We start from the raw sequence: 8,655 nt of genomic DNA on the forward strand, positions 1-8,655 counted from the left end.
GGGTGGGGTCGCGGTTGGGGGGGTGGTTGGCGGAGCGGGGGGTTGGGGAGATTGTGGTGGCGAGTCGGTCGGGTGGGGTTCCGGTGGTGGGTGTGGAGGGGGTGCGGGTGTGGGGTGTGGTGTGTGATGTGGCGGATCGGTCTGCGGTGGTGGGGTTGCGGGGGTGGTTGGCGGAGCGGGGTGTGGTGGTGCGGTCGGTGTTTCATGTGGCGGGTGTGGTGGAGGGGGTGTCGGTGTTGGAGGGGGGTTTGGATGTGTGGGGGCGGGTGTGTGGGGTGAAGGTGTTGGGGGCGTTGCATGTGGTGGAGGTGTTTGGTGGGGGGTTGGTGGAGTTGGTGGTGTTTTCGTCGGGTGCGGGGGTGTGGGGGAGTGCGGGGTTGGGGGCGTATGCGGCGGCGAATGCGTTTGTGGATGGGTTGGTGGGGGCGTGGCGTGGTGGGTGTGGTGTGTCGGTGGCGTGGGGTGCGTGGGGTGGGGTGGGGATGGCGGCGCGGGATGGTGGTGGGGGGTTGGAGCGGCGTGGGGTGCGGGCGATGGATCCGGGGTTGGCGTTGGGGGTGTTGGGGGAGGTGTTGGGCGCCAATGGCACTGCGGCCGGTGCCGCTGGTGTTGGGGCGAGGGTGATCGGTTCCGGCGATGGTGCGGGGTTTGGAAGCGGCGGGGCCGCGGTCGGCTCCGGTGCCGGGGGCAACGGGGTCGCCGGCATCGGTGATGGCGCTACCGCGAACGGTTCCGCCAATGGCGCCGGTGGCACCGGTACCGGCGTCACCGGTTCCAGTGCCGGCACCGGCTCGACCACGGGTTGCGGTGAGTCGTGTGTGGTGGTGGCGGATGTGGATTGGGTGCGGTTCGCGGCGACGTTCGGGGCGGAGCGGGCGCGTCCGTTGATTTCGGATATTCCGGAGGTCGCCAACGCCGCCCACGACGAACCCCCGGAGGAGACCGGATTCGCCGAGAAACTGGGCGCCCTATCCCGAGAAGAACGAGGGGAACACCTAGTCCGGTTGGTCACAACCCAAGCCGGAACTGTTCTAGGTTACGCACAGAACGAAACGTTCCCGGCGACAAAGGCGTTCCGGGAAGTGGGGTTCGACTCGCTGATGGCGGTTGATCTGCGCAACGCCCTGGCCCGCGCCACCGGACTCACCCTCCCGACGACCCTGGTGTTCGACCATCCGAACGCCACAGAACTGGCGGCGTACCTGCACCAGCGGCTTTTCCCCACCGCAACACTCGAAACCGTACACGCCGACTTGGACAAACTGGAGAACGCACTCACCGAGCTGCCGAAGGGCGGCGAGGCACCGACCGCGCGGATCGCCCAACGGCTCCGGCAGATCGCCGACCAGTTCGCCGGCAGCGCCGAAACCGGAGCCGGCAGCGATGCCGACAACGATCTCGATTCGGTTGGCGCGGACGAATTGCTCTCGCTGATCCACGACGAGTTCGGCCGGGATTGAACGCGCGTATTCCGGGTTCTCCTGCACGATTGGGTGAGAACGTACGTGGCCAAAGAAGAAGAACTCCTCGACAACCTCAAGTGGGTCACCGCCGAGTTGCGCCAAACCCGGCGCCGGCTGCGAGCCGAACAGCAGCGCGGGAGTGAACCCATTGCGGTGGTCGCAATGGCCTGCCGCTTTCCCGGCGGGGTGCGTTCTCCCGAGGACCTGTGGCGACTGGTGGCCGACGGCGGCGACGCGATCGGCGATTTTCCGGACAACCGCGGGTGGGACCTCGCCAATCTCTACCATCCCGATCCCGCCCACGAGGGAACGTTCTACGCGCGCCAGGGCGGTTTCCTCCATGACGCCGACGGGTTCGACGCGGAGTTCTTCGGTATCAGCCCGCGCGAAGCGCTGGCCATGGACCCTCAGCAGCGGATCCTGCTGGAGATCTGCTGGGAGGCCCTGGAACGTGCGGGTGTGACCGCCGAGGAGGCTCGGGGCAGCGAGACCGGGGTGTTCACCGGCGCACCGGCCTCCTTCTACGGCGTGGGTTCACCGGAGGCAACCGCCGACCTGGAGGGCTACTCGATCACCGGCACCGGCATGGGCATGATGTCCGGCCGGATCGCCTACACCTACGGCCTTGAGGGGCCGGCGGTCTCCGTCGACACGCAGTGTTCCACCTCCCTGACCGCACTGCACCTGGCCTGCCGCTCCCTGCTCGCGGGCGACTGCACCATGGCTCTGGCGGGCGGCGTGACCGTGATGCCGACGGTCGGGGCGTTCATCGAGTTCAGCCGGCAGCGGGGGCTGTCCGCGGACGGGCGGTGCCGGGCGTTCTCCGCCGACGCCGACGGCACCGGCTGGTCCGAGGGGGCCGGCGTGCTGCTGCTGGAACGGTTGAGCGAAGCCGAACGCAAGGGGCATCCCGTGCTCGCCGTGGTGCGCGGCTCCGCGGTCAACCAGGACGGGGCCAGCAACGGCCTGACAGCGCCCAACGGCGCAGCCCAGCAGCGGGTGATCCGCCGGGCGCTGGAGCGGGCGGGACTGACCGGCGCGCAGGTCGACGCGGTTGAGGCGCACGGAACCGGCACGCGCCTGGGCGACCCGATCGAAGCGCAGGCGCTGCTCGCCACCTACGGCCGGCACCGCAAGCGGCCGGTGTGGCTGGGTACGGTCAAGTCGAACATCGGCCACACCCAGGCAGCCTCCGGAGTCGCCGGAGTGATCAAGACGGTGATGGCGCTGCGCAACGGCGCGCTGCCGAAGACCCTGCACGCCGAGCGGCCCACCCCGCACGTGGATTGGGACACCGGCGATCTCCGGTTGCTGACCGAATCGCGGGACTGGCCGCGCGAGGAGGAACCGCGGCGGGCGGCCGTCTCCTCGTTCGGGGGCAGCGGCACCAACGCGCACGTCATCCTGGAGGAGGCCGCCGAACCCGGCGCCGCCGACCCCGCCGCCCCTGCATCCCCCGCGGCCGCTCTCTCCGCCGCCCGCCCTGCCGCCGCCCCTTACTGTCCCCCCGCCATCCCGTGGGTGCTGTCGGCGGCAAGCGTGCCCGCCCTGCGGGAGCAGGCCGCGCGGCTGCGCGCCGCCGTCGCCGCGCCGCACGAACCGGCGTGCACGGACGTCGGCCACTCCCTGGTGGCCACACGCTCCGAGCTCGAACACCGGGCGGTGGCCATCGGCGGCGGGCCCGGCGAACTCGGCTCCGCCCTCGACGCGCTCGCCGGCGCCCGCCCGGACGCCAACCTCGTCGAGGGCACCGCCGACCTCGCCGGGAAAGCCGTGTTCGTGTTCCCCGGCCAGGGTGCGCAGTGGGCCGGTATGGCGCGCGAGCTGCTCGAATCCTCGCCGGTGTTCGCCGCCCGGATCGCCGCCTGCGAAGATGCGTTGAAACCGCACGTCGACTGGTCACTGCACGCCGTACTCACCGGCGAGGGCACGGGCACCGGCACCGGCGATGACGGCAACAACGGCACACCACCGCCGCTGGAGCGCGTCGACATCGTCCAGCCGGCGCTGTTCGCGGTCATGGTGGGATTGGCCGCGCTGTGGCGGTCCTTCGGCGTGCAACCGGCCGCAGTGGTCGGCCACAGCCAGGGCGAGATCGCCGCCGCCCACATCGCGGGCGCCCTCTCCCTGGAGGACGCCGCTCGCGTGGTGGCGCTGCGCAGCAAGGAGCTGGTCGCGCTGGCCGGCACAGGGGGGATGGTCTCGGTCGCGCTCCCGCCGGAGCAGGTCGAGGCCGAGCTGAGCGCCGAGGCGGGCCGGGTTTCGGTGGCCTCGGTGAACGGGGCGTCCTCGGTGGTGGTGGCCGGAGAACCCGAGGCGCTCGCGCGCCTGCGCGCCGACTGGGAAGCGCGCGGCATCCGGGCGCGCACGATCCCCGTGGACTATGCCTCGCACACCCCCCACGTCGAATCCATCCGGGAGGAGGTGCTGTCCGCACTGTCCGGGATACGGCCGACCGAAACCGAGGTCCCGTTCCACTCCACGGTCACTGGTACCGAACTCTCCGGCACCGGCCTCGACGCCGACTACTGGTACCGGAACCTGCGGCAGACCGTCCGGTTCGCCCCGGTCATCGACCGGTTGGCCGGCGCCGGGCACGACGTGTTCATCGACATGGGGCCGCACCCGGTACTGTCCGCGGCCCTGCAGGAGACCCTCGACGCCGGGCGGCACGGGGCCGCGGCGGTGGTGGGCTCGCTCAAACGCGACGATGGCGGCATGCACCGGTTCCTCACCTCGCTCGCGCAGGCCTATGTCCGCGGCACGCGGGTCGACTGGTCTCCGGTGTTCGCCCAAGCCGAACCGGACACCATCGCGCTGCCCACCTACGCCTTCCAGCGGGAACGCTACTGGCTGGCCACACCGGGGCGGCCCGGCCACGGCGGCCCGCCGGCCGGCCTGGCCGGCACCGGGCATCCGCTCCTCAGCGGCGCGGTCTGCCTGGGCGACGGCGAGGGCTACCTGTTCACCGGACGCCTCAGCGCCCGCGCCACCCCATGGCTGGCCGAACACGTCGTCCACGGCTCACCGGTCCTGCCCGCAACCGCGTTCGCCGAGATCGCCCTGCGCGCCGCCGAACAGGCCGGCTTGCACACGCTGGACGAACTCACCCTGCAGGCGCCGCTCGTACTCGGCGGCGACCGCGACGTAGAGCTGCAGGTCCTCGTCGGCGCCGCAGACGAAGCGGGCGAGCGGAGCCTCACCATCCACGCGCGCCCCCAACTCCCCGGCGAGGACCCGCCGTGGACCCGGCACGCGGTGGGCGTGCTGTCCGCGACCGCTCCGCCGCCGCCCGCCGACCTCGCGCAGTGGCCCCCGGTCGGCGCCCAACCGGTCGACACCGCCGACTACTACGACCGGCTCGCCGCAGCGGGGATCGACTACGGCGCCGCCTTCCGCGGCCTGCGGTCGGTGTGGCGCCGCGGCGGCGAAGTGTTCGCCGAGGTCGCCCTGCCTGAAGGGGCGGCCGGCGGCGCGGAGCCCTACCTGCTGCATCCCGCCCTGCTCGACGCCGCACTGCAGAGCGCCGGCTTTGCCCCATCGGCAGCGGACCAGCAGCGGATGCCGTTCGTATGGAACCGGGTGGCGCTGTACTCGGCCGGCGCGCCGACGTTGCGCTGCCGTCTGTCGCAGCCCGCCGAAGACACCCTCACCCTGTCGGTGGCCGACACGTCCGGAGCGCCCGTCGCCGAGGTCGGCGCGCTGCGGATGCGCCCGGTCACCGCCGACCAGCTCGGCGCCGCCAACACCGCGTCGGCACTGCACACCCTGGACTGGGTACCCATCGCATCCGGCACCCCGGCCGGCCGGCCTCCGGCCGCCGTTGCGCTGCTCGGCGACGACGGCCCCGGGCTGCGCGACCGGCTCCACGCAGCTGGGGCCGAGGTGCATGGCCACCCCGCACTCGCCGACGCGCTCGCGGCCGCGCCCCTGCCCGAGACCGTGCTGTGGTGCTGTCCGGAAGAGTCCGGTACCGGCACCGAACCGGCGGAAGCAGCGCGGCGGGCAAGCGTGCAGACCCTGGAACTGCTGCAGGCCTGGCTCGGCGCCGAAGCGACCGCCGGGACGCGGCTGGTCGTGGTGACCCGCAACGCCGCCGCCAACCCCAGCATGGCCGCCGTCTGGGGGCTGCTGCGGTCGGTGCAGGCCGAACACGCCGACCGGGTCGCGGTCGCCGACCTCGCCGACGCCGCCGACGGCGGCGCCGTGCTCGCCGCCGTCGCATCGGGTGAACCCCAGGTGCGCGTGGCCGGAACCGCGGTGTCGGTGCCGCGGCTGTCCCGGCTCGCTGAACCCGGACACCCGGGCTCCGCACCAGCCGATTCCGGCCCGGCCGGTGCCGAATCCGCAACCGGCTCCGATCCCGCCGCCCCGGAAGCCCCGCGCCCCGGCCCCACCGGCCTCGCCGCCCTCGACCGCAACGGGACGGTTTTGGTCACCGGGTCGCCCGCCGGGCTGGCCGGACCGGTGGCCCGCCACCTCCTCACCGAGCACGGCGTCGCCCGCATCCTGCTGGTCAGCCGCCGGGGCGGCGACGCACCGGGTGCGGCCGAACTGAGCGCCGAACTCGGCGACCGGCTCGCCTTCGCCGCATGCGACGCGGCCGACCGCGCCGCGCTGGCCGAGGTCATCGACGCGATCCCCGAACACCGCCCGCTGACAGGGGTGGTGCACACCGCGGCCACGGTGGACGACAACCTGGTGGCCGCGGTGACCGAAGACCAGATCGCCCGGGTGTTCCGCTCCAAGGTCGACGCAGCGGTCAACCTGCACGAACTGACCGCGCACCGCGACCTCGCCGCGTTCGTGCTGTTCTCGTCGGTCGCCGGGATCCTGGGCGGCGCCGGACAGGCCGCCTACACGGCGGCGAACGCGTTCCTCGACACCCTCGCCGAACTCCGCGGCGCCCGAGGACTGCCCGCCGTGTCGCTGGCCTGGGGGATCTGGGATCTGCAAGGCGGGATGACGGGGCGGCTGGACGAACGCGCCCTCGACCGCGCCCGGCGCTCCGGTCTCACCCCGCTCGACCCGCACGAAGCCGTGCGGCTCATGGAGACCGCATGCGCGACCGGCCGGCGGCTCGTGGTGCCCGCGCGGCTGGAAACCTCGGTATGGCGGTCCTCGGCCGTGCCGCCGCCGCCCGCGCTGCGCGGGCTGGTGCGCTCCCCGATCCGCCGTGCGGCGGCGGGCAGCGGCGGCGGCTCCACGTTCGCCGCGCGGCTGGACGGCCTGGCCGAGGAGCAGCGGCACGAGGCCGCGCTGGAGCTGGTCCGCGCGCACGCCGCGGCCGTGCTCGGCTACGGCGCCCCCGACGCGCTCGATCCCGACCGCGCGTTCCGCGACGCCGGGTTCGACTCGCTGACAGCGGTCGACCTGCGCAACCGGCTCGCCGCAGCGGCCGGAGTGCGCATGCCGGCCACGGCCGTCTTCGACCACCCGTCGCCGCGGGCGCTGGCGGGCGCGGTGCTGGACTCGGTACTCGGCGACGGGGAGCCGTCGGCACCGGCCGCGCCGGCGGGCCGGCTCGTTCCGGCCGGGTCCGGCGACGACCCGGTGGCGGTGGTCGGCATGGCCTGCCGCTTCGGCGGCGGGCTGCACACCCCCGCCGACCTGTGGCACGCGGTCGCCTCGGGCACCGACCTGCTGTCCGCGCCGCCGCCGGACCGCGGATGGCGCGAGGCCGGTATCGGCTGCTACCTGAGCGACATCGCAGGGTTCGACCCGGGGTTCTTCGGGATCTCGCCGCGCGAGGCGCTGGCGATGGACCCGCAGCAGCGGCTGCTGCTGGAGTGTTCCTGGGAGGCGCTGGAACGGGCGGGGGTGGACCCGCTCGCGCTGCGCGGCACCGACAGCGGCGTGTTCTTCGGGTCGAGCCTGCACGACTACGCCGACCGGGTGCGCGGCGTCGCCGAAACGGAGGGCCTGCAGGCCACGGGCAACGCCGCGGCGGTGCTGTCGGGACGGGTGTCCTACGTGCTGGGGCTGGAGGGCCCCGCACTGTCCATCGACACCGCGTGCTCGTCGTCGCTGGTCGCGCTGCATCTTGCGGCCCAGGCGCTGCAGCGCGGCGAGTGCTCGATGGCCTTGGCCGGCGGCGCGACGATCATGACCAGCCCCGCCCTGTTCACCGAGTTCGAGCGCCAGGGCGGCCTGGCCGCCGACGGCCGGTGCAAGGCGTTCTCCGCCGACGCCGACGGCACCGGGTGGGGCGAGGGCGTCGGCGTCCTCGTGCTGGAACGGGTTTCCGACGCCGAGCGGGCCGGCCATCCCGTGCTTGCACTGGTGCGGGGCTCGGCCGTCAACCAGGACGGGGCCTCCAACGGGCTCACCGCACCCAACGGCCCCGCCCAGCAGCGGGTCATCCGGCGGGCCCTGGCCGACGCGGGGTGGGGGCCCGGGGATGTCGACGCGGTGGAGGCCCACGGCACCGGTACCAGGCTGGGCGACCCCATCGAGGCGCAGGCGATCCTGGCCACCTACGGGCGCGACCGCGAAGCGGACCGGCCGCTGGTCCTTGGCTCGGTGAAGTCCAACATCGGCCACACGCAGGCTGCGGCGGGTGTCGCGGGCGTGATCAAGACGGTCGAGGCCATGCGGCACGGGATCCTGCCGCAGACCCTGCACGCCGAGCGGCCTACACCCGAGGTCGACTGGGCATCCGGGGCCGTGGAGGTTGCCGGCACCGCCCGCCCGTGGCCGCGGAACGGGCGCCCGTTCCGGGCCGGGGTCTCCGCGTTCGGTGTCAGCGGGACCAACGCGCACGTGCTGCTGGAGAGCCCGACCTCCGACGGCGCAGCCCTGCCGGAATCCCCGCGCGAATCCCGGCAGGATGACGCGGTCGCGGTGCCGTGGGTGGTCTCGGCTCGGGGCGCCCGCGCGCTGGAGGGCCAGCTCGGCAGGCTGGCCGAGCTGGCGTCGGGCGAAGCCGCCGGAGCGCTGGAAGCCGGGGAAGCCGGGGAAACGGAGGAAACCGCCGCCGCCCGATCGGTCGCAGACGTCGGGGTGTCGCTGAATGGGCGTTCCCGGTTCGGTGACCGGGCCGTGGTCGTGGGTTCCAGCTGGGCGGAGTTCGCCGGGGCGCTGGAGTCGCGCATGCGGGTCGTCTCCGGGACGGTCCCCTCCGCAGGTCCCGGTGGTGTGGTGTTTGTGTTTCCGGGTCAGGGGTCGCAGTGGGTGGGGATGGGTCGGGTGT

2 protein-coding genes and 1 pseudogene are annotated in these 8,655 nt (G+C 73.4%); all 3 read left to right on the forward strand.

Features of this window, described 5'->3' with window-relative positions:
- Nucleotides 1-2: 2 nt before the first annotated feature.
- Nucleotides 3-461 (forward strand): annotated as a pseudogene (locus ACYVD5_RS11635) (ketoreductase domain-containing protein); the annotation flags it as partial.
- A gap of 72 nt (nucleotides 462-533) precedes the next feature.
- A complete protein-coding gene (locus ACYVD5_RS11640; RefSeq protein WP_461001001.1) occupies nucleotides 534-1,460 on the forward strand; it encodes an acyl carrier protein in 927 nt (308 codons plus the stop codon).
- Between the two features lie 45 nt (nucleotides 1,461-1,505).
- Nucleotides 1,506-8,655 (forward strand): type I polyketide synthase (locus ACYVD5_RS11645; RefSeq protein WP_461001000.1); only part of this gene is annotated, 7,150 nt, incomplete at its 3' end.

The sequence above is a fragment of the Streptomonospora sediminis genome (assembly GCF_054778995.1).